Here is a 22,600-nt window from a genome sequence, read left to right as displayed (position 1 = left end):
TTTGGAATCTAATAAGTTAAGACTATGTTGAAAGTATTAAAGTTTCGTTATTTTTTAGTGGTGTTGTTGTTCGTTGGATGTGGAGAAACACCGGAAAAAAAGCAAACTGACACCCAAACCGAAGAAGTTAGTAGCCCGGAAAAAGAAGCAATTTCTGCCGATGACAAAGTGATTTTGTTCTACGGAAACAGTCTTACCGCTGCGTATGGCTTAGACACCAAGGAAGGCTTCCCAAATAGAATTCAATTAAAACTAGATTCTTTGGGTCTAGATTATAAAGTGATCAACTCTGGATTAAGCGGAGAAACCACCTCTGGAGGATTAAACCGTTTGGATTGGGTACTAAATCAGCCAGTAGATATTTTTGTTTTAGAATTAGGTGCGAACGACGGGTTGCGAGGTATACCGATTACAGAATCGATGAATAATTTACAATCGATGATCGATATGGTCAAAGAAAAAAATCCTGAAACGCAAATTATATTGGCAGGTATGCAAATACCACCAAATATGGGTGCAGATTATGCTTCGCAATTTAAGATGATGTACCCTGCATTAGCTAAATCTAATGATATAGCGTTGATTCCCTTTTTATTGGAAGGTGTTGCCGGTATCTCTGAATTGAACTTAGAAGATGGAATTCACCCAACTGCAGAAGGACAGAAAATAGTTTCTGAAAATGTATGGGAAGTTTTAAAAACTATCGTATTACCTCAAGGGGGAATGGAGGTAACCGAAAAACTTGTAGAAGAAATAAACTAGGCGAAAGAAACAGTTCTTATCCTTACCTTGAAAAGTAAGGCACGTTTAACTCTTGCATTTTTGACTTTGTAAAACCTTGCAGCTGTTTGGAAACCATGAGTGTTTACGTCAGACTTAATTGTTACATCTGCCATGGGCATAACAATGGTTTGTACTTTTGTGTCTGGTGACTTCGATTGTGCTTGGGACTGGGTTCCCAAACAGATAACAAGGAATAAAAAAATAATTGTACGCATAATAAAGTAGGTAAATTTGGTTTATAGATAACCAGCTACTCGTAAGTAAACGTATTTCGAATTCGACAAGAGGTACAGTTTTTACGATGAAAAGTTTGCTTTTCGATGTATTACCAATTTTTGTAGTCCGTTTTCCTACAAAATTTTCTTCCATTAGACACCGAATTTGTGCAGTTCATCGAGTTAATAAGCTTTTTCCTATAAAATTATCTTTGTATCATATAGTGGGACTACAAGAGGTGAGTTCAAAAATGAGAATTGACTTTGGTTGTTAGTTGTTAGTTGTTAGTTGTTAGTTGTTAGTTGTTAGTTGTTAGTTGTTAGTTGTTAGAAACAATAAAAATTTAGCGAAGCTAAATTTTATTGAATTCACATCATTCAAACTCAAAGACTTATTTTACAACTTATAAATTTTCAACCTTGTACTTTGTACTTCTTACTTAATACTCTTTACTTAATACTTCATACTAAAAGACTAAGCCATTTTAGGTTTGTTCGCTTTCGTTAAGAAATTCAAATCTCTTTTAATTCTTGAGTTTTTGAATTTGTACAATCTAGCTACTTCAGTATTCGTATTTGCTTTTACTTCAAATGCTGTTTCAGTAACAATGCTCATTTCAATAGTTTCAACCTTTACTTCTTCAGTAGAGTTCTGTGCTTGAGCGGTGAAGCTTAAAAAGATGATGAAGATTGTTGCTATTATTGTTTTCATGACTTGCGTTTGTTACAATAATAGAACGCCGCAGGCCTTGTTTTACTAGGTGATGAATCGCTGAAAAACCCCTAATTCTCGTTAGTTGACACAAGTTCGGTTTAAGTGTAAAATCGTATCGATAAATGACACACACACCAAAATCACCTTATCGATATTAGGTGTCGTTAACCGAGAAATTTACTTTTAAAAAATAGAAAAGAGAGTAAAGAATAGAGAAAATAGAAGTTGGTTGTTGGTTGTTGGTTGTTGGTTGTTGGTAGAGTATTAATTTAACTTCGCTAAATTCTCTTCAATAACAACACCGCATAAAAATCTATTCTCTATACTCTATTTTCTATTTTCTATATTTTCAACTTCAGACTTAATACTTCGTACTTTTTACTTTGTACTTAATACCAATTACTTCCTACTTAAATCTAACTTCAATAACACATTAGGATTAGGGCAATTCTCTTTATAAAAAGATAATCTTGCCTCTGCACATACACCCGGGTAGTCACCTTCGTTACTTTCTAAATCTTTTATAATTTGAAAATGTAGATGCGGGGCATAGTTCACATTAATATCTGGAGTACCTAAAGTTGCAAGTACTTCTCCAGCTTTAAAGTCTTTTCCTATATATAGTCCTAATAAGGAATCCACGGCTAAGTGACCATATAAAGAATAGAAAGTAATATCATTTAAAACATGTTCTAGAATAATAGTTGGCCCATAATCACCAATAGTAGCATTATTTTTAAAACTATGAACTTTTCCATCTATAGGCACCAATACCTTTGTACCCGCTGCACACCAGAAGTCCATACCCAAATGAATATTCCTTATAGGTTTACTACTAGAAGTAAAACCTTCTTTATCATTATATAGGTTTCTATGTTCTAAATATCCGCCGTAGGCAATAACACCTTTTTTGCTTGTAAGTACACCATCTATATAATTTTGACAAATAGTATAGTCGGTAATATCTAAATTCAATAAATCTTTGTTCTCTTTAGAAAGATCAAGAGTCACGTATGCGTCTGCAGGAATAGTAGTATCTAAAATACAGATAGTTTCTGCCGAGTAAGATTCAAGAGCGTAAAGTAATGTGTTCATTTATCAAAAATATAATTTCCTTTAATGGCGTTAACATTTTTTAACCCTTTTCCTCGTAAGGTCTTTGTAAATTACCTACAAATTGCTAAAAGAAAATTGCTATGAAATTATTACAAATCACTTTATTGGCCTGCGCGACCTTGATTGCGACCAGTTGCCAGTCTAAAGTCAAGAAAAATACCATTTCCGAAAACTCGGAAATCATGGAAACCGAACATGAAGAAATAGAAGAAGAGGTAAAATTAAGTCCGCAACAACTAAGCAAATATGAAACTGCATATTTTGCTAGTGGCTGTTTTTGGTGCGTTGAGGCTATTTTTGAAAGTGTGAAAGGAGTAAAAGAAGTAATCTCTGGCTATGCCGGTGGTGAACAAAAGAACCCCACATATGAAGAAGTTGGTTATGGAAAAACAGATCATGCAGAAGCTGTAGAAGTTTACTATGATCCTAATGAAATATCTTTTACTCAATTGGTGCAAGTATTTTTCGGTTCTCATGACCCTACACAATTAAATAGACAAGGTCCAGATCGTGGTAGGCAATACCGCTCTATCGCTTTTTATAAAAATGATGAGCAAAAACAGATTATTGAAAGTTACATGAAGGCACTTACAGATAATAAAGTGTACGATAACGATCCAATTACCACAGAAGTTGTACCTTATACTGTATTTTATAAAGCCGAGTCATATCATCAGGATTATGAAAAGAACAATCCTAACAACTCATATATAAGAAATGTATCTATACCGAGATTGAATCGATTTAAAGCAAACTTTGGAGATTATCTGAAGAAGAGTGCCCATTAAAAGATCTCCCAAGAAATTTCTATAGACAAGCGCCCCAAAAGGGGCGCTTTTTTTATGCACTGGTCAATTTAATGAATCACACATTCTATTGGTCAATACAGTAATTACATGCTTGTTTTAATTTTATCATATCTTGTTCCCTGAAACGAAGTACTATTAATCTTACAATATTTAAGAAAATAGTGTGTTTACATCATAGATACCAACTATTTATTATGAAATGGACTATTTATCTTTTACTTCTTTTAGGCCTAGCGTCTTGTACAGAGGGGAATAGTAAGAAAAATTCTCAAATAACGCCGGTCTCTTATATTAATGATTCTCCTACCCTAGATGGTAGAGCTATAGAAAACTATTGGAATTTATTGGATTGGAAACCCATAGATCAAAATTGGATTGGCGGTCCTTTTGACCATGACGATTACAACGGTAGATATAAGATTGCATGGAACGAAGACGGACTCTATATTTTATTGGAAATCGTTGATGATACCATTTTAGACAAAACGGAAGACCCATTAACACTTTGGTGGAACGATGACTGTGTTATTGTTTACGTAGATGAAGATAACTCTGGAGGTCAGCATAGATTTAATCATAATGCATTTACCTACCATGTAGCCTTAGATGGTAATGTTGTGGATTTAGGCGTGGATGAAAAACCTACTTTGTATAATAATCATATTACTTCTAAACACTTAACAGAGGGTAATACTACCTATTGGGAAATGTTTGTAAAGGTCTATCCTGGCATCTATAATGATGAGCCTAACATAAAGCCGGTTGTGCTTAAAGAAAATAAGAAAATTGGTTTTGCCCTAGCTTATGCAGATAACGATAGTAGCGAAGAGCGTGAGAATCTTATAGGATCCGTATTTGTAGCAGGAGAAAATAAAAATATGGGGTGGATAGATGCAAATATTTTTGGCACTCTACAATTGGTAAAATAACTACTGCAGTACAACTTCGCTATAATCTGATGTTATTATAATAGATTTATTACTATTATTATTTAAATGATGTCCCTTATAAATAGTTGTGTTTCCATTTTTAGTTTCTATCATCTGTAAACCTTCTGGCATTTTTAATGTTGAAGAATTGCCTTTTACATAAATATTGGTAGCTACTTTTGGTACGGTCACATTCAACTCTCCATTTTTCACACTAACATCCAACTCTTTAAAATCGTTACCCAATTCAAGAACGTGTACAGCACCAAAATCGTTTTTTATAAATGCTCTGTTGAACAATTTTTCTATAGTAACATCAGATGATGTTGCCTGCAATTGTAATTGAACTACTTCTGACAATGAAATTTCTTCCGAGTACGAAGTACTTAACTGCCCATAGTTCCATTTTTGAACACTTACGGGTGTATATGCTGCAGAAACAGTCGTTTCTTCTCCATCAATTGTAACTGCCCAAAGGCTTGAATGCGAAAGGTTCGCATTCAAGTTTTTGGTGTTTTCAGCTAATTTAACCTCGCCATGGCGTACATCCATCTTAATTCTAGTGGATTTTGGTAAGCTAATTTTAATGGTTTTCTTAATCTTAAAATTCTTTTGTTCGCCTTCGTTAGCGTAATAAAATATATTCGATACATCTGCTCCGTTTACTCTAGAAGTACTAATAAAAGACCGAAGCTCATCTTTTTTTTTCTCTGCATGAGCACGTTTCTCTTCCAACTCTTCTAATCGATGTTGTAAATCTTCATGCCGTTTTTCAAGTAATTCGGATTTCTTCTCTACTAATTCAGCTCGCTGTTCAATAAGCCTCTCAATTTTTTTTTCTCCGTTATTTGCATATTCCTCCATACGCTCCGCCCATTCTTCTAATCGCTTTTGATGTTTTTTATCAAAACTCTTTTCAAAATTCTTTTGCCATTTTTTCATGTAGTTATCACCATCTTTTTGATATGCTTCATAATCAAATGTAAAGGCATCCGTTAATGGCAGCGGTGGCATTTCTGGAAAAGGTGCTATCTCTGGAACAGTTACCACAAATGATGCAATCTCCGGAACCTCTATGCGCATACCGCCATGATCAAAAATGTGATCTGAATCAAAACTGGCAAAGAAGTCGTTATTCTTTGACTTAGAAGAAATCTTAATTTCCTTACTATTGCCTAATATTTCAATAGGGCTATTTTCAAAGTAGTTTTCAGCTTCCTCTTTAGTTGCACCTTCTAGGGTGATAGTGGCCGAAATGGCCACCTCATTCTTATCCCAAGTTTCAAATTCAATATCGGCATAGCTGGTATTGATATTTACTACAGCATCTTCTGCCACAATAAATCGTTCTTGAAATGTTTTACTTTCTTCTTGCGCCAAAAACGACGTAGAAGTTAATAGACCTAATGCAATGATGAGTTGCTTAGATACTGTTGTCCATGATCTGTTCATTTTTTGATAATTTTAATTCGTTTAACTTTCTTTTTAATTTCTGTAATAATTGTAATCGCAATTGTAAATTCTCTATCAGTGCCGTAATGGTTTGATCATTAGGTCCTAATTCTTTTAACTCTGTATTCAACGTCTTATATTCCATATTTAAATTATTAAGCTGCTCCATAAAACTGTCTACCAACTCTTTGGTGTCTGGTGATACTTCTAGCTTTGCCAATTCCATATTTATATGGGCAACGTAATAATTCTCCACCTTTTTTAAATCTGGTGAAAGATCACCGAAAGTAAATTCAGATTTCTTTTCCTCAATAGTGTCGGCATCAACCACAGTTTGTGTATTATCTTCGTTATTAGTAAAGTATAGGAACCCAATTCCCAAACACATGATTACCGCTACAGAAGCTGCAATCTTAAACCAACCTCCCACGGGTTTACGTTCTACTGGCATGGCTTCTTCCAGTTTTTTTAAAAAGCGTTCTTCATGACCATTTTTAATGGTATGCTTTTGCTTTTTCCTATCTTTTTTGAACATTTCCCTAAGATCCTGTTCCATATTTTTTTCCTTTTAATAGTTCTTTTAAATGTCCTTTTCCTCTGGACAATCTAGTCCTACAGGCAGATGCAGAAATATCTAATACCTCAGCAATTTCTTGGTGATCATACCCTTCTACTAAAAACATGAGTACCACATATTTATATTTATCCTGTAATTCATTAATAGCAGATCTTACTTGTTCTATTGTAATTGTTGCCGGTACATTCCAATTATCATTTTCTGCAACAACCTGCATATAACTATCATCTAAAGAAACCTCTTTATCTTTTTTAGATTTCAGAAAATCGATACTCTTATTCACCACTATCCTTTTTAACCAAGCTCCAAAAGTGACATCACCTTTAAATTGATGAAGTTTTTCAAATGCCTTTATAAAAGATTCTTGTAAAATGTCTTCGGCATCATCTGCATTTTTCACAAACCGCATTGCAACAATGTACATTCCGTCGCAATACTTCCTATACAACTGCAACTGGGCAGCCCGGTCGTTTGCTTTACATTTCTCTACGACATTGCTTTGAAACATCGGTTAAATTGATTGGTTTTAGTTTGTTGTTATAATAAGGACGACATAAAAATTAGAATGTTGCAAAAATTTTTATTTTTACACTACACTATTAAATTTTGCCTTTGAAACAAGTTACAATTTCCAATGCCTATTTAACCCTTATGGTGCTTGATTATGGCGCTACCATTCAAAAATTACTTGTAAAAGGTGAAGATGGTGAATATACCAATGTCGTTGTTGGGTACAACCACCCAAGTAGATATAGATTAGATGACAATGCTTTAGGTGCAAGTATAGGACGTTACGCAGGTAGAATATCTGAAGGCGGATTTGTTTTAGATCGAGAAAGATATCATTTGTACCAAGAAGACGGGGTGCATTTACATGGTGGTAAAGAAGGATTTCATCAAAAATACTGGACTATTGATGAGGTAGATAATAGTGACAAACCTTTTGTAAAACTAAGCTATACCAGTAAGCATTTAGAAGAAGGATACCCTGGGAATTTAACCGTAAGTGTTACTTATAAATTAATGAACAACGCTCTGCAGGTAATTTATGAGGGAATGACAGATAGAAGTACGGTCATTAACCTTACTAACCATGCCTATTTTAAATTAGATGACAATCCGTATATAGATGAGTATGATTTGCAATTAAATTGTCCGTACCGATTAGAAACTAAAGATAACCTGTTACCCACAGGAGATATCATACCGGTTCGTAAAACAGAATTCGATTTTCTTTTGCCTAAAAAAATAGGATTACAAAGATTCGATACCATTTACATTAAGGATATTGGCAATGAAAAAGTTGCGGAATTACACTCAAAGACATCTGGTATTAACATGAAAGTATATACCAATCAACCAGCATTGGTGGTGTACACTCCGCCAGATTTTCCCAGTATTTGTTTTGAGGCACAGAATTACCCAGATGCTCCCAATCAACCAGATTTTCCAAAAAGTGTTTTAAGACCTGGAGATATCTATAATAACATATCTATCTTTAAATTCGATATTGATTCTAAAAGCTAATTATAGCATGAAATACTGCTAAATTTATTGTTCCTATCCACAAATAGTATTTTTATATCACTTAAATCGATTTAAGTAATTATCATGAATTTAGCCAATCTTACCACATCAGAATTTCTTGAAGGCATCTTTGCAAATAATGTTGCCATAGTAAGTAAGGCTATTACCATTGTAGAAAGTACAAAACCAGAGCATCGTATTATTGCTAATGAGATCATATCAGGTTGTATTTCAAAGAAACAGGAATCTATTAGAATTGGCATTACAGGAGTCCCAGGGGCTGGTAAAAGCACATTTATAGAACTATTTGGCGGTATGCTTACCAAACTTGGAAAAAAGGTTGCCGTACTAACCGTAGACCCTTCTAGCAGTAGAACAAAAGGTAGTATTCTGGGCGATAAGACCCGTATGGAAGAATTGGTTAAAAACCCAAATGCATACATAAGACCATCAGCATCTGGTTCTTCATTAGGTGGTGTTACCCGTAAAACAAGAGAGAGCATTGTTATTCTAGAAGCAGCAGGTTTCAATTGCATTTTAATTGAAACTATTGGTGTGGGGCAAAGTGAAACTGCTGTTCACGATATGGTAGATTTCTTTTTATTGCTAAAATTGGCGGGTGCGGGAGATGAATTACAAGGTATAAAAAGAGGTATCATTGAAATGGCAGATGCCATTGTTATCACAAAAGCGGACGGTGATAATATTCAACGTACAAAGCTTGCCAAAATGGAATTTGCACGGGCATTACATATGTTTCCGCCCAAAGAAAATGGTTGGACACCAGAAGTCCTAACCTGTTCTGCCTTAGAAAACAGAGGATTAAATGAGGTTTGGGAATTGATTGATAACTATTGCAAAAACATGCAATCATCCGGATTCTTTACTACCAACAGACAACAACAAAATGAAAATTGGTTGATTCAATACTTAGAACAGGAGCTATTGTCTGAATTCTACCATCATCCAAAAACTAAAGATATGTTACCACAATTAAAAAAGGAAGTTATTAGCGGTAATACCTCTCCTTTTTTAGCTGCAGAAAAGCTGTTGAAGGCTTTAAAAGAGCAGTAAACGCTTTAAAATGATACTACTGTATATGTAGATTATCTTAAGGATAAAAAACATAACTTTGCAGCGATTTAAAAAACAACTCAATGCAACCTGTTACCACTTCCCTTCTTTCGGTAGTTGTTCCTTTATATAACGAACAAGACAATGCGGCTCTTTTAACACAAAAGATCCACGAAAGCTTGGTTGGCTACGACTATCAAATTATTTATATCGATGATTTCTCGACCGACAAAACCAAAAAAGTAGTCAAAGGTCTTAAAGATGAAAAGGTCCATCTAATTGAGTTGAAGAAAAATTACGGTCAGAGTTTAGCCTTGGCAGCAGGTCTAGATTATGCTGAAGGAGAATATATTATTACCATGGATGGCGATTTACAGAACGACCCGTCCGATATTCCACAAATGTTGACCTATGCCGTTAGCGGTGAGTATGATGTTGTAACCGGTATTCGTCAAAAGCGAAAAGATTCCCTTGTAAAAAAAATACCTTCTAAAATCGCTAATTTTTTGGTACGTCGTGTTACTAAATTAGATATTAAAGATAATGGGTGTGCATTAAAGGTTTTTACAAAAGATATTGCCAAAGATTTAAATCTATATGGAGAAATGCACCGATTTATAACACTTTTGGCATTTCTAGAAGGCGGACAAATAAAGCAAGTTCCTGTAAAACACCATGCACGCCATGCTGGGGTTTCTAAATACGGATTGGAACGTGTCTTTAAAGTAGTTGCAGATATGATGCTATTACTTTTTATTCGCAAATACTTTCAACGCCCAATTCACCTATTCGGTATTTCCGGCTCTTTAATGATCCTTGTAGGTATTTTTATCAACATATACCTAATGATAGTGAAGTTTGGTTTTGGCGAAGATATTGGCACAAGACCTTTATTAACGGTTGGTATGATGTTTATTTTTGCAGGTATTCAATTATTTACAATTGGTATTGTAATGGAATTATTAATACGTACTTATTATGAGTCTCAGAACAAAAGACCTTACCGCATTAAAAAAGTAAGTGTAGGTGGCGAAGTTAAATAAGAAAGTAACCACCGGATTAAAAGTACTGATCAGTGCCGTTTTAATTTACTTCATTTTTACAAAAATAAATGTAAGTGAGATAAAAGACATACTGATTACCAGTAATCCGTTTTACTTGATATTAGCAGCCATATTCTTCATACTATCTAAGTTCATTGGGGCTATTCGACTTAATCTTTATTTTCACCAACTTACTATTATGCTTACTCATAAAAGCAATTTTAAGTTGTATTTATTGGGTATGTTCTACAACCTATTCTTGCCGGGTGGTATAGGTGGCGATGCCTACAAAGGTTACATTTTAAAGAAAACCTTTGATGTCAAAACCAAAAGAATGGTAAGTGTTCTGGTATTAGATCGTTTAGGTGGGTTGTTACTATTGTTCATTTACGCTTGTACCCTACTTGCTTTTATTGAATTAGAAATATTAAATGGATACCGTTGGTTGTTTATTACAGCCATACCCTTGTCAGTAATCGTCTTTTGGTTCTTAAACAAGAAGTTCTTTAATTATGTACTTCCCATTTTTTGGAAAACTACAGCGCTATCCGCATTGGTACAATTAGCACAACTGGTAAGTATTTGGTTTATATTATTAGCGTTGAATATTGAAACTAATCAGGTTTCGTACCTTATTATATTTTTAATTTCATCGATTATAGCAGTTGTTCCCTTAACTTTAGGAGGAATTGGAAGTCGCGAAGTAACCTTTTTTTATGGAGCCCAGTTTTTAGGGTTAGACCAAAATGTATCGGTTGGGGTAAGTGTCCTTTTCTTTTTAATAACCGCTTTAGTTTCTCTATTCGGAGTAATTTACCACTTTAAGACTATTAAATTGGAACTAGCGCAAATAACTACTGACTCCACAGAATAGCCCTTTTAGTAAATATGCAGTAGGTGCATTTTACGTGTCACCTTCTTTCGGGTATTAGGGTTTAAAAATTTGCCTTGCAAACGTGTAATTCTAAATTGATCTACGGAAAGTTGGGAATCCCAATCAAATCCCTTTTTCTCTAGCATAGCCATCTCATCATCGTTCACATATACCCAAACATCTTTTTTGTTCTTTAAGACTTCTGGTGTAGTAATTTGAACTGGAAATTGATTATAGAAATCTAAAGACCATGTATGATCACTACCTACTTTGTAAATACGCTCTACCGGAATATCTTTCTCAGCGATAACTTTAGACATTGAAGACCCGCCTTGATAATCTAACAGATTTGGATAAAAGTGGAGATTTAAAACAGCGTTTAAAAGTAAGGATGCACAAACTGATATCGTTAACAATTTTGCATATACGCTTTCTCTCTTTAAAGCATAATACACCACCATAACTGCCGCAACAGCCAAACAGATGTAAGCCAAAACGCTATTTAATTTAAAGACATAAAAGCAAATTAAGGCAGAAGCAATAAATACAATACTTAATACAAAATATTGCCCAAACATTAATTTCTTTACAGTTTGTAACTTGCTGTTAGCATATAAATTATAAATATATGCTGCAGTAATAATTGCAAAAAGAGGAATAGTAATATTTAGATAATGTGGTAATTTAAATTGCGCAAAACTGATGATTATGAATATTAATGTAATACCACCAACGGTTAAGAATTCCGAACCTTGAACGTTTTTAAATTTATGTTTTATAAATGCCCGTATTTTAGTGTAAAATGAGGCAATACCCAATATTGTCCAAGGCAGAAATACCCAAAGAAATGTATGAAAAAAGAAAAAGTAATCGCTACTATTTTTCCCCATACCTTCACCACTTAAACGTTCAAAACTTTGCTCCCAAAAAATAAAGAATATACCACTACGATTGTCCTTGCCACGAATTACCTTTTCCGGATGTAAGTCGAATTGCAAATAATAGGCATATAACATAGGGGTAATCGTCACTGCAAATACCAAAAGTGCCAATAGCACTTTCCAACTTAAAAACGCTTGCCATTTTCCTGTATAGAATAAATGACATAAAATAGGCAGACCTATAACCAAAAGAGCAATCTGCCCTTTGGTAGAAAATGCTATACCAGCTGCAAAAGCTCCTATAACAATTGCTGACACACTAGCCTTTTCAATATACTTTGCAAGTTGCCAAATTGCTAAAATGCTGAAACCCGTTAGTACGGCATCGGTACGAACGTCTATTGCACCCAACACAATGGTTTGAGCGGTCATAAAAATCAATGCAGAAAGTTTACCAACATGTTTGTTATAAAGCAGACTACCCAATCCATAACAACTATATGCAGCCAATAACGTAGCTAGTATTCCGGGAATACGATAAGACCAATCATGAATACCGAATATTTTATAAGATAAGGCTGCCAACCAGTAGTGCATATGCGGCTTATCCAAATACTCTTCAGGTCCTTTAAAAAGACTAAAAAAATCATTTTCCTGAACCATTCTCATGGCCATTACTGAAAACTGTGCAGAATCATTTTCAAATAACGTCACAAACATACCTGCAACGTATACCAAAAAAATTAAAGCTATTAAAAACCAGTATCTTAGATTAGATATCATAGGGAGAATTTGCGAAGTGCAAATATAAATAACTTTACAAACAACCAACCGAATAACGAGCCTATAACCGCACCAGTAATTATATCTAGTGGAAAGTGTACCCCAATGTAAACCCGACTATAGGCAACCAATGCTGCCCAAAGCACTAAAAAGAAGCCAATATATTTAATTTTAGATCTTAAAATACTACCAAAGAATACAGCCAGCGCAAAGGAGTTTGATGCATGCGCAGAAAAGTAACCAAATTTACCACCACAGTAACTTTTCACCAATCTCATATAGGGTTCAACTTCTGGATCATGACAAGGTCTTAATCGAGCAACTCCGTACTTAAAAAAATTCCCTAATTGATCCGTTACAGTTATCATTAAAGCAACAGAAACTAAGAGCACCAATGTCTTTTTAGTACCATATTTCTGAATTGAAAGTATCAGTAAAAAAAGATACAGTGGTATGGCACTAAATTTATTGGATACGAATTGAAAAAAATTATCCCATTGTGGAGTACCTAGTCCGTTGAGATATAAAAAAAAGTCTTTGTCTAACTGTAATAGCTCTTCAAGCATAATAGTTAATCTTCGTATCTAGATACCTCACGATCATAAAAAGCGGTAGCCGCTTTTATTAAGTTTTCTGCCTCTTCTTCCAATTCTTTTTCATCTTCCTTGGAAAATTCTTCTAGCCATTCAACTTCATCATCTTCAAGGTTGATAATAAACCTTGGAAACTCTGTATGCACTACAAATATTGCAGTAGGATAATCTGTATTATCACCCAATAAAAATTTTGGAAATTCCATAAAAATTGTAATCTATAAATTGAAAATTCATTACCGCCAATGACAGAAACACCCTTATGCGGCAATTAGTTTTTTAGTTAAATAATTAAATCGAATATACAACATAATAGCCGATGCCGTTAGCCCTGTGAGCAAACCAATCCAAATTCCAGTGCTTTTTAAATCTGTATGCAGGCATAAATAATAGCTAACAGGAAAACCGATAAGCCAATATGAAATAAAAGTTATCAGAGTAGGTATTTTAACATCTTGTAAACCACGTAAAGCACCTAATACAACCACTTGTACTCCGTCAGAAATTTGAAAAAATGCGGCTACTAACAACAATTCTGCTGCAATAACCAATACTTCTGTATTATCGGCAAAATTAGCCACATCTTCAATATCCAAATATAAGGACGGAAACCAATGTCTACCTATCAAGAATAAAGCTGCAAAAATTATTTCCAATAAAAAAGTCAGCAAAAATATAGATTGCGCTATACGTCTTAATTCTTTAAAATTAGCCAATCCTTTTTGGTTCCCCACTCTGATCATGGCGGTAACCCCTAGCCCCATCCCAAACATAAAGGTCATACTACTTAAATTCAATGCAATTTGGTTTGCAGCTTGCGCATTCTTACCTAAAACACCACTTAACCAAACTGCCGAGGTAAAAATACCAACTTCAAAAAACATTTGTAATGAAGAAGGAAAACCTAGTTCAATAATCTTTTTCATTACAGCTTTTTCAATTCTCGAAAAATTGAAACCGGTAACGTAATACTTGAACTTCTCTTTAGTTTTTAAAATGAACCAAAGGTATATTACCATAAAAAATCTAGAGACCAAAGTACCAATGGCAGCACCTACAATACCCATTTCTGGAAATCCGAAATTACCGAAGATCAAAAGGTAGTTTAAGACAATATTAATAACATTAGCTACAATAGTAGCGTACATGGGGTATTTGGTCTGTGACAACCCTTCAGAAAACTGCTTAAATGCTTGAAATATGATTAACGGTACTAATGAAAAAGCAACTAGATCTAAATAGGGCAATGCCAATTCTACAACTTCTATAGGCTGTTTCATGGCATACATAATTGGCTTTGCCAGTAAAATAAGTCCAAATAGAGTCAACCCCAGAACAGTACATAAAACAAGACCATGCTTTAATGCGCTTTTTGCATTTTCCTTATTCCCTGCTCCATCCGCTTCAGCCACTAAAGGTGTAATTGCAGTTGAAAAACCAATACCTAAAGACATAGCTATAAAAACAAAACTATTCCCTAATGATACCGCTGCCAATTCCGCGGTGCCTAATTGCCCCACCATAATATTATCAGCCAACTGCACAAAAGTGTGACCCAACATTCCTAATATAACAGGAACGGAGAGCTTAACATTATAACGAAATTCTTTAGTGTAATTTTTAAACAAAACCTAAACAAAAATTTTGTCAAAGGTACCGTTAATTGAACGATTTATACTCTGTATAATAAGGTTAAAATCAACATAGAACACAAATATTAAAGATGAACACGCTTTAAAAAACTAGACTGAAACGGAGTAAAACTTAACAATTAATTAAGTTTAACATGACATCCACTGCTGATACTAAAACACAAATAATACATTAAAAATCAATAGGTTAATATTAATTTTAAAGCTGATTCTAAATCTTAAATTTATAATTAAAGTAGCTAATCGTTTAAACTAAGTAGTAAAAAAATACTATTATGCGTTACCATATCGTTATATACCCAAACACACCAATTAACATTAATTATGAACCAAAATCCAATAGTTTGGATTATCGACGATGACGATATATCTAAATATGTAATGAAGAGGTATCTCAATCAGTTATCTGTAACAGAAGTTATTGAATTTCCTGATTCAGTTCAACCATTGAAATTTATACAAGACAATTACAATTCTTTAGATAAATTACCAGATATTATATTTCTTGATCTTCATATGCCCATCTTAAATGGTTTTGATTTTATAAAGGATTTTCAAATGGTAGCCCCAAAAATCGATAAGAAAATTAATATAGTCATGTTAACCTCTTCTATTAATGCCGAAGATGTTGACCAGGCAAAAACATTCCATGAAATAACAGATTACTTTATAAAACCTATTAAGCATAGAGATTTGGCAAGAATTATGAAGGTAGAATTAAAGTAATAAAAAGATTACTCTTTAGTTTTTGCTTCGTTCCAGTACACATCCATTTCCTCCAATGACATATCATTCATTTCCTTACCTTTTTCCTTTGCCTTAGTTTCAAGGTATTGAAAACGTTTTATAAATTTCTTATTGGTGCGCTCTAAAGCATTTTCAGGATTTACCCCTAAAAATCTAGCATAATTGATCATGGAGAAAAGCACGTCGCCAAACTCGGCCTCGATCTTCTCCTTATTACCTGCCTCAACCTCTATTTGCAGCTCACCAAGTTCTTCTTGTACTTTTTCAAAAACTTGTTGTGGCTCTTCCCAGTCAAAGCCTACACCAGACACTTTATCTTGTATTCTATTAGCCTTTACCAAAGCAGGCAAACTTTTGGGCACTCCTTCCAATACACTTTTTTTGCCCTCTTTTAGTTTAATCTGTTCCCAGTTTCGTTTTACGTCTTCGGCATCTATTACCTTAACATCCCCATAAATATGTGGATGCCTATTTACAAGTTTATCGCAAATGGCATTAGCAACGTCGGCAATATCAAAATCATTGGTTTCAGAGCCTATTTTTGCATAAAAAATGATATGTAAAAGCATATCTCCCAACTCCATCTTTACCTCATTGAGGTCGTTATCTAAAATAGCATCTCCTAATTCATAGGTTTCTTCAATAGTTAAATGTCTTAAAGATTGCATGGTCTGCTTTTTATCCCACGGGCACTGCTCTCGCAACTCGTCCATAATGGTCAACAACCTATCTATTGCCTCTAATTGTTCCTTTCTGCTATTCATGAATGTGCTTTTCACAAAAGTACATAACCATAGATTGTCTCGCTAAAAATCCTGTTTTGTTTTCGTACATTTAAAAACATATAAATTATTTGACAATTTGCCGTACTCAGGCAGTCATCATATTTTAAATTATCTTTTTCAAATACAACAACTAACAACACAACAACAATGAAGACACGTAGAGATTTTTTAAAAAACGCTGGATTAGTAAGTGCCGCCACGCTTTTCATGCCACAAATAAGTTTAGCAAGAACTAAGAACTCAGGTTATGGTGTACAACTTTATTCTTTTAGAGATGGCATGTTAGCAAACCCAAAAAAAACTTTAGAGCAAATTGCAAGTTTAGGTTTTAAGGAAATAGAAAGCGCTGGTTCATCAAAAGGATATTACTACGGATTATCTCCTAAAGAAATGGCAACAACATGCAAAGCTTTAGGTATGTCACTAACCAGTGGGCATGTACATTTAGATGATAAATTTGAACAAACCATGGAAGACGCCGTAGCCTCTGGTCAAGAATATTTAATTTGTTCATCGCTACCATCTGAAGGGCAAACAGTGGATAATTACAAAAAAGTAGCAGAGCAGTTTAATATTGCCGGCGAAGCTTGTAAAAGACGGGGTCTAAAATTTGGTTATCATAATCATGAATATGAATTTGAATCTGAAAACGGGGAAGTACTTTATGATGTACTTATGGATAATACACAAAAAGACCTGGTATATATGGAGCTAGATTTGGGCTGGGTCGTGGTTGCAGAAAAAGATCCTTTACACTACTTCAAAAAATACCCGGGTAGATTTCCCTTATGGCATTTGAAGGATATGAATATGAATGAAAAAATAAGTACGGAATTTGGCAAAGGGGCGCTTGATGTACCGTTAATGCTTGAATTAAAAGAGTTATCAGGTGTTGAGCACATTTACATTGAACAAGAGGAGTATGCTAGCACCCCTTTTAAGAGTATGCAACACAACTTAAATTATTTAAAGAATATATAAGCCAGCCTCATGAAAACCAACTATACATTATTTAGCGCTATTACAATAAGCATGTTTATTATCTCTTGTAAATCTCAACAATCACCTATAATAAAAGATGATGCAATATTAGTTCAAGTTTCTAACGAATATAGTTTTACAGAGGGTCCTGCTTCTGACAAGGAAGGCAATGTTTATTTTACGGATCAACCAAATGATAAAATAATTAAATGGAACGCTGCTGACAACTCTCTAAGTGTGTTCAAGGAACCCTCTGGTAGAGCAAACGGACTTTATTTTGACAAGGATGGAAATTTATTGGCTGCTGCCGATGAAAAAAATGAACTATGGAGAATTGATTCCAACGGAAAAGTAGATACACTGATTACTAATTATGATGGCAAAAAACTAAACGGTCCAAATGACATTTGGGTCGATTTAAAAGGAGGCATCTACTTTACCGATCCTTACTATCAAAGAGAATACTGGTCTAGAACCGAAGCAGAAATTGAGGATAAAAATGTTTATTACATTTCACCTAATACCAAAAAGGTTGCTGTAGTTGCATCAGAATTTAAACAACCAAATGGCATCATTGGAACATCAGATGGCAAAACACTATACGTTGCAGATATTGGAGATAACAAAACCTATTCCTACTCCATTCAAAAAGATGGCTCTTTAACCAATAGAAAATTGTTTGCGAATATGGGTTCTGACGGCATGACCATTGACAATAAAGGTAACATTTACCTTACAGGTAAAGGCGTAACCGTATTCAATGCCAAAGGAGAACAGGTACATCATATACCAATAAATGAAGATTGGACCGCTAATATTACTTTTGGAGGTGTAAATCAAGATATTCTGTTCATTACCGCAATGGGATCAATCTACACTATACAAATGAATGTTCATGGAGTTAGGTATTAGATAATTACTGGAAGAATTGTCATTTAGTGTTACTCAATTTAGCATATCAACCTAGCCTTTTATTCTTTATTACTGAGATACACAAAACTATGAATCATTGGTATTCATATAATTCCATACCTTATATTATCAATAACACAACAAACACTTTTAAATATTCATAATTCCTCGATTTTAATTATCTTAAACGACTTAAAATCCAACCAAACTATGATTACGTATATTTTTGAATTTATTGGAACCGCAATGTTAATTCTAATAGGAAACGGCATTGTTGCCAATATCGTTTTAAAGGGAACAAAAGGTGCAGATGCCGGATGGACGGGCATATCTCTCGCCTGGGGTATTGCAGTGTTCATTGGGGTATTTATTTCTGCCGATGCCAGTGGTGCTCATTTGAACCCAGCCGTGACCGTTGCGCTTGCCGTGGCCGGAAAATTTACTTGGACATTGGTACCAGGTTATATAGTTGCACAAATTTTAGGAGCCATGATGGGTAACTTTTTGGTATGGCTTAATTACAAAAAACAATATGAAGCTACAGAAGATACCGATGCTATTTTAGCCACCTTCTCTACTTCACCCGCAATTAAAAGTCCGTTTTGGAACTTGATGACCGAAATTATTGGTGCCTTTGCACTTGTTTTTGGCGTATTCTACATTGCCGGTGGCAGTATGGGCGACAGTGCCGTATCATTAGGATCCCTAGACGCCTTACCGGTTGCACTATTAGTAATGGGAATTGGCTTTGGTCTGGGCGGACCTACGGGTTACGCTATTAATCCTGCACGTGATTTTGGTCCACGTTTATTACATGCTATTCTTCCTATAAAAAATAAAGGTAATAGTAACTGGGGCTATGCGTGGGTGCCAATTGTTGGTCCTATCATTGGCGGAGTATTGGCTGCACTATTATACATGTTTATCGAAACCATGCAATAAAATAAAGAAAATGAAGCATTTTATACTACTTACCTGTATTTTTATATCTATGAATGTACTTGCCCAAAAAACGGTAGACCTGCCTTATGAAGAAAGTCCCACTGTAAAATGGTCTACAGCAGAAAGGGAATATTACTCTGACATTTGGGAAAATGAAGTTATTACCAATGTTGCTGTACCAAGACTAGAAGTTTTTGAGGCAGACACACCAAATGGAACTAGTGTTATTGTAGCACCAGGTGGCGGACTTTACGGCTTAAGCATTGAAAGTGAAGGTAGAGCTGTTGCTAAATGGCTGAACAAACAAGGTATCACAGCTTTTGTACTAAAATATAGATTGGTGCCTACTGGCATTGACGGTATACAAGAAATATCCGATGAAAGCGTAAATAACCCAGCGAAGATCGGAGAAAGGGTTACTCCCGTTTTACCACTTTCCATCGCAGATGGTCTAGCCGCCGTTACCTACGTAAGAACAAATGCCAATAAAATGAATTTAGATCCCAACAAAATTGGATTTATGGGCTTTTCTGCAGGTGGTGCGGTAACTATGGGCGTGACATTTAACTATACCGAAGCAAATAAACCAAACTTTATAGTACCGGTTTATCCTTGGATGACGGTAATAGGCCAATATACCGTACCCCAAGATGCGCCACCAATGTTAGTGATTTGCGCATCTGATGACCCTTTAGGACTGGCAAAGCCAAGTGCAGATTTATATTCCGCCTGGTTAACAAATGGGAAGAATACAGGAATGCACATGTACTCTAAAGGCGGACACGGTTTTGGAATGAAAGCACAAAACCTGCCATCTGACAATTGGATTGCAAGATTTTACGAATGGGCGTTGACGGAAGGTTTTACCGTAACGGCTAAAAAATAATTAAATATGTTTAAGATATCACCTCTTTTAAATGGATTGAAAAAAATAGAAATACTTACCATTTTAGCAATGATAGTTTCGCTATCAAATTTTGCCCAAACGGAAAATGTATTTACAAACGAGGTAAAAGATATCACCGTTAAATATGACAGTATTTGGGACTCTAGCAAAGAGACCATTGTTTTCACCGGTAGTTCAAGTGTACGGTTATGGCGAAAATTACAAGAAGAATTCCCTGAACATCAAATTGTAAATAGTGGTTTTGGAGGTTCGCAAGCATCAGATCTGTTGTTTTTTATAGATGAATTAATATTATCCTACAATCCTAAAAAAGTATTTATCTACGAAGGTGACAATGACTTATGGGCTAAAAAAAGTCCTGTAGATGTTCTTAATACCACCACAGAGATCATCCGTCGAATAAAAGCAAAAAATGCATCTACACAGGTTATTTTAATATCGGCAAAACCAAGTATCAGCCGATGGAAAATCAGAAAAAAGTATAAAAGGTTAAATAGAAAAATGGATCGTTTTGCAAAAAACGATCCTAACCTATTTTACGTAGACATTTGGAAACCTATGATGAACAAGCGAAAACTAAAAACTGATATATTTATTGAAGACGGACTTCATATGAACCAAAAAGGTTATGATATTTGGTACACAGCCATGAAAGATTTAGTAAACCAACCCTAATTAATTAACATGATGAAGACCTTTTGTATTCGAAGTCTATTTTTTGTAAGCTTAACATTATTATTTATTGCTTGTGCCGAAGAAAAGAAAGAACGAATTGCAATGCCTACGACAGACCTGTCTAAAGCAAGCCTAATACCAAAGCCTTTAAAAACAATTCCTACTAATTCCGCTTTTGCTTTAGATCAGTTTACAGCTATCTACACCTCTAAAAACGCTACTGGTTTTGAAGAAGTAGGTGCATTTTTAGCCGATAAATTAAAAGACAAAATAAACCTGACCATTCCGGTAAATAGTGAAGGCACTAATACCGTAGAACGAGTTATTTATATCAACCAAAGCGATAGTACGGATCTAGCATCACCAGAGGCTTATCAGCTATACATTAACCAAGATTCTATTATCATCAACTCTAACACCGCTGAAGGAGCTTTTAGGGGAATACAAACATTAAGGCAATTAGTCCCCTTAGAAAGCAACGACACCCTGGCCTTACAGAAAATATGGCCAGTACCATCCGGTAAAATTATTGACAATCCTAATTTTGCCTATAGAGGTTCAATGTTAGATGTTGCAAGACATTTCTTTAGTGTGGATGACGTAAAAAAATATATTGACCTATTATCCTATTATAAGATTAATGTGCTGCACTTACATTTAAGTGATGACCAAGGTTGGAGAATAGAAATAAAATCGTGGCCCAAATTGACAGAAATTGGTGGTAGCACAGAAGTTGGCGGAGAAGCTGGTGGGTTCTACACCCAAGAAGATTACAAAGAAATTGTACGTTACGCAGCAGAAAGATACATGACCATTATCCCTGAGATCGATATGCCCGGTCATACCAATGCGGCATCTGTTTCTTATCCGTTCTTAAACGGTAATGGCAAAACGCTAAAATTATATGAAGGTATGCGCGTTGGTTTCAGCACATTTGATACTCATAAAGACACCGTTTATACTTTTATAGACGATGTGGTAAGAGAAATATCTGCAATTACACCAGGCCCCTATTTTCATGTTGGTGGAGATGAGAGCCACGTTACTAAAAAGAAAGACTATATCTATTTCATTAATAAGGTTGAAAAAATTGTACAAAAGCATGGAAAGCGAATGATCGGCTGGGACGAAGTTGCAATCGCAAATGTAGATTCAACTTCCATTTCTCAATGGTGGGCCAGTGAAGTAAATGCTAAAAAATCGGTAGACAAAGGCATGCAGATCATAGTGTCCCCAGCGAAAAAAGCATATTTAGATATGGAATACGATACACTATCTAAATTTGGACTTCATTGGGCAGCTTATATACCAGTAGATACTGCTTACATTTGGACACCCGAAGAATACGGCATACCTATGGAAAATATATTAGGAGTAGAAGCACCTCTTTGGTCTGAAACCATTAGTAATATTGATGAACTTGAGTATTTGGCTTTCCCAAGAATTATTGGGTATTCTGAATTAAGTTGGAGTATCAAAGAAAATAGAGACTGGGAAAATTACAAAGTAAGATTAGCAGAACAAGCTCCGTTTTTAGATAGAATGGATGTAAAGTATTACCCTTCTAAACTGATAGATTGGAAGAAAAGTGATTACACTTATGAAAAGATTGAGAAAGACTAACTAAG

Annotated in this window: 24 protein-coding genes; 14 read left to right on the top strand and 10 right to left on the bottom strand. The window is 34.8% G+C overall.

Translation table 11 applies throughout. The features are described 5' to 3' along the window. Positions 1–24: 24 nt before the first annotated feature. The gene (locus P177_RS06175) at positions 25–762 is read left to right on the top strand and encodes an arylesterase (protein WP_051941734.1); all 738 of its coding nucleotides are present in this window, start codon (positions 25–27) and stop codon (positions 760–762) included. 711 nt (positions 763–1,473) lie between these two features. Here the strand turns inward: P177_RS06175 and P177_RS06165 are convergent. Together P177_RS06165 and P177_RS06160 are read right to left on the bottom strand one after the other, a co-directional pair. Next, positions 1,474–1,710, bottom strand: coding sequence for a hypothetical protein (locus P177_RS06165; RefSeq protein ID WP_036152995.1), 237 nt, complete (start codon positions 1,708–1,710; stop codon positions 1,474–1,476). Between the two features lie 402 nt (positions 1,711–2,112). Beyond that, positions 2,113–2,808 (bottom strand): peptidoglycan DD-metalloendopeptidase family protein, encoded by a 696-nt coding sequence (locus tag P177_RS06160; protein WP_036152993.1) that lies wholly within the window; start codon positions 2,806–2,808, stop codon positions 2,113–2,115. A gap of 101 nt (positions 2,809–2,909) precedes the next feature. On the opposite strand from P177_RS06160, the gene msrA reads away from it, so the two are divergent. After that, complete coding sequence (gene msrA / locus P177_RS06155; protein WP_036152991.1) at positions 2,910–3,617, top strand: peptide-methionine (S)-S-oxide reductase MsrA; 708 nt, start codon at positions 2,910–2,912, stop codon at positions 3,615–3,617. A gap of 215 nt (positions 3,618–3,832) precedes the next feature. After that, positions 3,833–4,567 carry a sugar-binding protein gene (locus P177_RS06150; protein ID WP_036152989.1) on the top strand — a complete coding sequence of 245 codons (735 nt, stop codon included), beginning with the start codon at positions 3,833–3,835 and terminating at the stop codon, positions 4,565–4,567. Here P177_RS06150 and P177_RS06145 read toward each other — a convergent pair whose 3' ends face one another. From P177_RS06145 to P177_RS06135, 3 genes are read right to left on the bottom strand one after another with little or no spacing between them, the layout of a single operon-like run. Next, entirely contained in the window at positions 4,568–6,019 is a 1,452-nt protein-coding gene (locus P177_RS06145) for a hypothetical protein (protein WP_036152987.1), read from the bottom strand. It lies immediately after the preceding gene. Next, positions 5,991–6,575 carry a hypothetical protein gene (locus tag P177_RS06140; protein ID WP_036152985.1) on the bottom strand — a complete coding sequence of 195 codons (585 nt, stop codon included), beginning with the start codon at positions 6,573–6,575 and terminating at the stop codon, positions 5,991–5,993. The genes P177_RS06145 and P177_RS06140 overlap by 29 nt, the downstream gene beginning before the upstream one ends. After that, positions 6,559–7,104: an RNA polymerase sigma factor gene (locus P177_RS06135; RefSeq protein WP_036152982.1), complete on the bottom strand. Its 546-nt coding sequence runs from the start codon at positions 7,102–7,104 to the stop codon at positions 6,559–6,561. The genes P177_RS06140 and P177_RS06135 overlap by 17 nt, the downstream gene beginning before the upstream one ends. 104 nt (positions 7,105–7,208) lie before the next feature. On the opposite strand from P177_RS06135, the gene P177_RS06130 reads away from it, so the two are divergent. From P177_RS06130 to P177_RS06115, 4 genes are all read left to right on the top strand, one after another. Next, the gene (locus P177_RS06130; RefSeq protein ID WP_036157910.1) at positions 7,209–8,123 is read left to right on the top strand and encodes an aldose epimerase family protein; all 915 of its coding nucleotides are present in this window, start codon (positions 7,209–7,211) and stop codon (positions 8,121–8,123) included. A gap of 84 nt (positions 8,124–8,207) precedes the next feature. Next, positions 8,208–9,197: a methylmalonyl Co-A mutase-associated GTPase MeaB gene (gene meaB, locus P177_RS06125; RefSeq protein ID WP_084684639.1), complete on the top strand. Its 990-nt coding sequence runs from the start codon at positions 8,208–8,210 to the stop codon at positions 9,195–9,197. An 83-nt stretch (positions 9,198–9,280) separates the two neighbouring features. Further along, entirely contained in the window at positions 9,281–10,240 is a 960-nt protein-coding gene (locus P177_RS06120; RefSeq protein WP_036152980.1) for a glycosyltransferase family 2 protein, read from the top strand. Next, positions 10,224–11,114, top strand: a complete 891-nt coding sequence (locus tag P177_RS06115; RefSeq protein ID WP_036152978.1) for a lysylphosphatidylglycerol synthase transmembrane domain-containing protein — start codon at positions 10,224–10,226, stop codon at positions 11,112–11,114. Before P177_RS06120 ends, P177_RS06115 begins: the two co-directional genes overlap by 17 nt. A 5-nt stretch (positions 11,115–11,119) precedes the next feature. Here the strand turns inward: P177_RS06115 and P177_RS06110 are convergent, their stop codons facing one another. From P177_RS06110 to P177_RS06095, 4 genes are read right to left on the bottom strand one after another with little or no spacing between them, the layout of a single operon-like run. Continuing rightward, positions 11,120–12,778, bottom strand: a complete 1,659-nt coding sequence (locus tag P177_RS06110; protein WP_036152976.1) for an ArnT family glycosyltransferase — start codon at positions 12,776–12,778, stop codon at positions 11,120–11,122. Continuing rightward, entirely contained in the window at positions 12,775–13,344 is a 570-nt protein-coding gene (locus P177_RS06105; protein ID WP_036152974.1) for a phosphatase PAP2 family protein, read from the bottom strand. The genes P177_RS06110 and P177_RS06105 overlap by 4 nt, the downstream gene beginning before the upstream one ends. A 5-nt stretch (positions 13,345–13,349) precedes the next feature. Continuing rightward, complete coding sequence (locus P177_RS06100) at positions 13,350–13,577, bottom strand: hypothetical protein (RefSeq protein ID WP_036152971.1); 228 nt, start codon at positions 13,575–13,577, stop codon at positions 13,350–13,352. A gap of 54 nt (positions 13,578–13,631) precedes the next feature. Continuing rightward, positions 13,632–14,999, bottom strand: a complete 1,368-nt coding sequence (locus P177_RS06095) for an MATE family efflux transporter (RefSeq protein ID WP_036152968.1) — start codon at positions 14,997–14,999, stop codon at positions 13,632–13,634. Positions 15,000–15,347: 348 nt separating this feature from the next. On the opposite strand from P177_RS06095, the gene P177_RS06090 reads away from it, so the two are divergent. Beyond that, positions 15,348–15,749: a response regulator gene (locus tag P177_RS06090; RefSeq protein WP_036152965.1), complete on the top strand. Its 402-nt coding sequence runs from the start codon at positions 15,348–15,350 to the stop codon at positions 15,747–15,749. An 8-nt stretch (positions 15,750–15,757) separates the two neighbouring features. On the opposite strand, the gene mazG is transcribed toward P177_RS06090, so the two are convergent. After that, entirely contained in the window at positions 15,758–16,534 is a 777-nt protein-coding gene (gene mazG / locus P177_RS06085; RefSeq protein ID WP_036152964.1) for a nucleoside triphosphate pyrophosphohydrolase, read from the bottom strand. Between the two features lie 168 nt (positions 16,535–16,702). Between mazG and P177_RS20020 the strand changes: the two genes are divergently transcribed. From P177_RS20020 to P177_RS06055, 6 genes are all read left to right on the top strand, one after another. Then, positions 16,703–17,536, top strand: coding sequence for a sugar phosphate isomerase/epimerase family protein (locus P177_RS20020; RefSeq protein WP_036152961.1), 834 nt, complete (start codon positions 16,703–16,705; stop codon positions 17,534–17,536). A 9-nt stretch (positions 17,537–17,545) separates the two neighbouring features. After that, positions 17,546–18,448, top strand: a complete 903-nt coding sequence (locus P177_RS20015; protein ID WP_036152958.1) for an SMP-30/gluconolactonase/LRE family protein — start codon at positions 17,546–17,548, stop codon at positions 18,446–18,448. A gap of 180 nt (positions 18,449–18,628) precedes the next feature. After that, positions 18,629–19,390, top strand: a complete 762-nt coding sequence (locus P177_RS06070; RefSeq protein ID WP_262493325.1) for an MIP/aquaporin family protein — start codon at positions 18,629–18,631, stop codon at positions 19,388–19,390. A 10-nt stretch (positions 19,391–19,400) separates the two neighbouring features. Next, entirely contained in the window at positions 19,401–20,276 is an 876-nt protein-coding gene (locus tag P177_RS06065) for an alpha/beta hydrolase (RefSeq protein ID WP_036152953.1), read from the top strand. A gap of 6 nt (positions 20,277–20,282) precedes the next feature. Beyond that, complete coding sequence (locus P177_RS06060) at positions 20,283–20,972, top strand: GDSL-type esterase/lipase family protein (RefSeq protein WP_245233009.1); 690 nt, start codon at positions 20,283–20,285, stop codon at positions 20,970–20,972. Positions 20,973–20,981: 9 nt separating this feature from the next. Then, positions 20,982–22,595 (top strand): family 20 glycosylhydrolase, encoded by a 1,614-nt coding sequence (locus P177_RS06055; protein WP_036152951.1) that lies wholly within the window; start codon positions 20,982–20,984, stop codon positions 22,593–22,595. Positions 22,596–22,600: the final 5 nt, after the last annotated feature.

This window comes from Maribacter forsetii DSM 18668, assembly GCF_000744105.1.
GTDB classification, from domain to species: Bacteria; Bacteroidota; Bacteroidia; order Flavobacteriales; family Flavobacteriaceae; genus Maribacter; species Maribacter forsetii.
The sequence above is the reverse complement of the archived record's forward strand: the minus strand, read 5'-3'. Positions and strand labels throughout refer to the sequence as shown.

Coding starts and splice junctions, on each gene's coding strand:
- P177_RS06175 (WP_051941734.1), top strand. CDS start 25: ATGTTGAAAGTATTAAAGTTTCGTTATTTTTTAGTGGTGTTGTTGTTC.
- P177_RS06165 (WP_036152995.1), bottom strand. CDS start 1,710: ATGAAAACAATAATAGCAACAATCTTCATCATCTTTTTAAGCTTCACC.
- P177_RS06160 (WP_036152993.1), bottom strand. CDS start 2,808: ATGAACACATTACTTTACGCTCTTGAATCTTACTCGGCAGAAACTATC.
- msrA (WP_036152991.1), top strand. CDS start 2,910: ATGAAATTATTACAAATCACTTTATTGGCCTGCGCGACCTTGATTGCG.
- P177_RS06150 (WP_036152989.1), top strand. CDS start 3,833: ATGAAATGGACTATTTATCTTTTACTTCTTTTAGGCCTAGCGTCTTGT.
- P177_RS06145 (WP_036152987.1), bottom strand. CDS start 6,019: ATGAACAGATCATGGACAACAGTATCTAAGCAACTCATCATTGCATTA.
- P177_RS06140 (WP_036152985.1), bottom strand. CDS start 6,575: ATGGAACAGGATCTTAGGGAAATGTTCAAAAAAGATAGGAAAAAGCAA.
- P177_RS06135 (WP_036152982.1), bottom strand. CDS start 7,104: ATGTTTCAAAGCAATGTCGTAGAGAAATGTAAAGCAAACGACCGGGCT.
- meaB (WP_084684639.1), top strand. CDS start 8,208: ATGAATTTAGCCAATCTTACCACATCAGAATTTCTTGAAGGCATCTTT.
- P177_RS06120 (WP_036152980.1), top strand. CDS start 9,281: ATGCAACCTGTTACCACTTCCCTTCTTTCGGTAGTTGTTCCTTTATAT.
- P177_RS06110 (WP_036152976.1), bottom strand. CDS start 12,778: ATGATATCTAATCTAAGATACTGGTTTTTAATAGCTTTAATTTTTTTG.
- P177_RS06105 (WP_036152974.1), bottom strand. CDS start 13,344: ATGCTTGAAGAGCTATTACAGTTAGACAAAGACTTTTTTTTATATCTC.
- P177_RS06100 (WP_036152971.1), bottom strand. CDS start 13,577: ATGGAATTTCCAAAATTTTTATTGGGTGATAATACAGATTATCCTACT.
- P177_RS06090 (WP_036152965.1), top strand. CDS start 15,348: ATGAACCAAAATCCAATAGTTTGGATTATCGACGATGACGATATATCT.
- mazG (WP_036152964.1), bottom strand. CDS start 16,534: ATGAATAGCAGAAAGGAACAATTAGAGGCAATAGATAGGTTGTTGACC.
- P177_RS20020 (WP_036152961.1), top strand. CDS start 16,703: ATGAAGACACGTAGAGATTTTTTAAAAAACGCTGGATTAGTAAGTGCC.
- P177_RS20015 (WP_036152958.1), top strand. CDS start 17,546: ATGAAAACCAACTATACATTATTTAGCGCTATTACAATAAGCATGTTT.
- P177_RS06065 (WP_036152953.1), top strand. CDS start 19,401: ATGAAGCATTTTATACTACTTACCTGTATTTTTATATCTATGAATGTA.
- P177_RS06060 (WP_245233009.1), top strand. CDS start 20,283: ATGTTTAAGATATCACCTCTTTTAAATGGATTGAAAAAAATAGAAATA.
- P177_RS06055 (WP_036152951.1), top strand. CDS start 20,982: ATGATGAAGACCTTTTGTATTCGAAGTCTATTTTTTGTAAGCTTAACA.